This is a genomic window from Streptomyces sp. NPDC102437, from assembly GCF_044765565.1.
Taxonomy (GTDB): Bacteria; Actinomycetota; Actinomycetes; order Streptomycetales; family Streptomycetaceae; genus Streptomyces.
In genome coordinates, this window is record NZ_JBIWKI010000163.1 from 1 (window position 1) to 1,622 (window position 1,622).

General features: G+C 62.8%; 3 protein-coding genes and 1 pseudogene. 3 read left to right on the forward strand and 1 reads right to left on the reverse strand.

Translation table 11 applies throughout. The features are described from left to right. Positions 1-111: pseudogene (locus ACIRJP_RS42580) on the forward strand (IS630 family transposase); the annotation flags it as partial. Here the strand turns inward: ACIRJP_RS42580 and ACIRJP_RS42585 are convergent. Continuing rightward, entirely contained in the window at positions 98-454 is a 357-nt protein-coding gene (locus ACIRJP_RS42585) for a hypothetical protein (RefSeq protein ID WP_404186615.1), read from the reverse strand. The pseudogene ACIRJP_RS42580 and the gene ACIRJP_RS42585 sit on opposite strands and share 14 nt — an antisense overlap. Positions 455-961: 507 nt before the next feature. Here ACIRJP_RS42585 and ACIRJP_RS42590 point away from each other — a divergent pair. Together ACIRJP_RS42590 and ACIRJP_RS42595 are read left to right on the forward strand one after the other, a co-directional pair. Beyond that, positions 962-1,300, forward strand: a complete 339-nt coding sequence (locus tag ACIRJP_RS42590) for a hypothetical protein (protein WP_404186617.1) — start codon at positions 962-964, stop codon at positions 1,298-1,300. A gap of 62 nt (positions 1,301-1,362) precedes the next feature. After that, positions 1,363-1,572 (forward strand): hypothetical protein, encoded by a 210-nt coding sequence (locus tag ACIRJP_RS42595; RefSeq protein ID WP_404186619.1) that lies wholly within the window; start codon positions 1,363-1,365, stop codon positions 1,570-1,572. Positions 1,573-1,622: the final 50 nt, after the last annotated feature.

A 1,622-nucleotide genomic window follows, 5' to 3' on the forward strand; every position in this document is an offset into this window, starting at 1 on the left:
CCAGAACACCTGATCCGCACCATCCGAAGCGGCCTACGCCACATCCAGTACCGCAGTAACCTCATCGACGGCTGTCTCACCGAGACCGGCCTGACTATCAGATCTGCATGACGACACCACGAGTTAAATCTCGGTAGCCAGCCCTTCTGAACAAAGCGGCTAGGTCATCTACGCCCGTGATTCCCAGAAGCGTGAATGATGCTACGGCGATCCCGAATACCGTTGTCCAATAGGTTGCCCGAGAGATTTTTTGCTGGGCAACCTCATCGTGCAAGTGCTCGCCGATCACCCCAAACAGGAACCCGACGGCGAACGTCCCGCCGAGGGCCACCAACATCCTGATGTCCTTGTCATGGGGTAGAGCCCCAGCGTAATACAGCTTGAGCATCAGGACGAAGCCCGCACCCGACCCGACTAAGAACCAGACAATGATCTGGTTTTCTTTGTCCGCCACAAATCCCCGATTCCCCCGTCTATGCGACGCCCTCAATCAAGCAATCCAACAATGAGCCCGATGCCTCTGCCGCGAACTGAGTCTACGAGCAACCGAGTTGGTGGACCCAATCTTCACGCTGCCCTCGCACTCGTGAGTTTGCCCGCCCCGCCACTGACCAGGTGTGAGCAGTCGAGGGACAGGAGTTCCCGACGAGAACGATCTTGCTGGGGTCGCCTACCCGGCAGGGGCTTCGAGCTGGCAGGGGACGGTGGCTGTGCGCAGTTCACGCAGGTCGGTGGCTTTGTTCATGGGTAGCGGTTCTGATCCAACTTCTATGGAGCGCTGTCACCGGCTCAGGCGAGGGTGTCGTGTCCGGCGACGTGTGGCGGTGTCGCGACGGTCGCGCAGGAACCACGGTGCCGAAGAGTGCGTTTCCTGGTTCAGGCAAGAACTGCACGGGACAATACAAGGTGGCGGACCGTCAACCATCCGGTGACGGGCGAGTCGGGGCGAGGGGGAAACGCTGTGTCGCAGGGATGGAAGATCACGGTCATCGTGCTGGCCGGGGTGGGGATTGTGTCCACTCCGCTGATCTGGCTGTTGGACGGTCCTGACGGGGGGCAGTTGGTAGGGGCCTCGGTCCAGGCCGCCGTCGGCATCGCCGCCCTGGTCTGGGCCCTGTTCCAGCATCCCTCCCCCACCACCGGTCCCAGGGACAGTGTCAGCAGGACCGGGAAGGCCACCCGCGGAGGTGTTGCCGGCATCAAGCGGCCTGGCGGCCGGGGGCGTGGCTCGGCCACGGCCAAGCGGACAGGTGAGGCCGACGGGAAGAACTCCGTTTCCGGCATCGACTACTCGAACTAGGACCCGCCCGCATGACGAAAGCGTCATCACGCACGGCAGGGGACGAGGAGCCTGAGCCGTCAGTGACCGTGAAGGACACCGGCAATGCGAAAGCCGCCGGCGACGAGACGGCCGTGACCGGCTATCGCGGCCCGGCCCCAGGAAACGGCCGTGAGCCCATTGCCTCGGTCAAGCTGGCCGGGACCGGGGATGCGATCGCGTCCGGCGGGATCTCCAACACCGGCTACGGGCCTTCACCCCTGATCTTGGACACTGGAGATAGTGGATCTTGAGGATCTGAGAGATGGACGTGTCGTGGTCATGAAGCACTATCCGCCGGAGT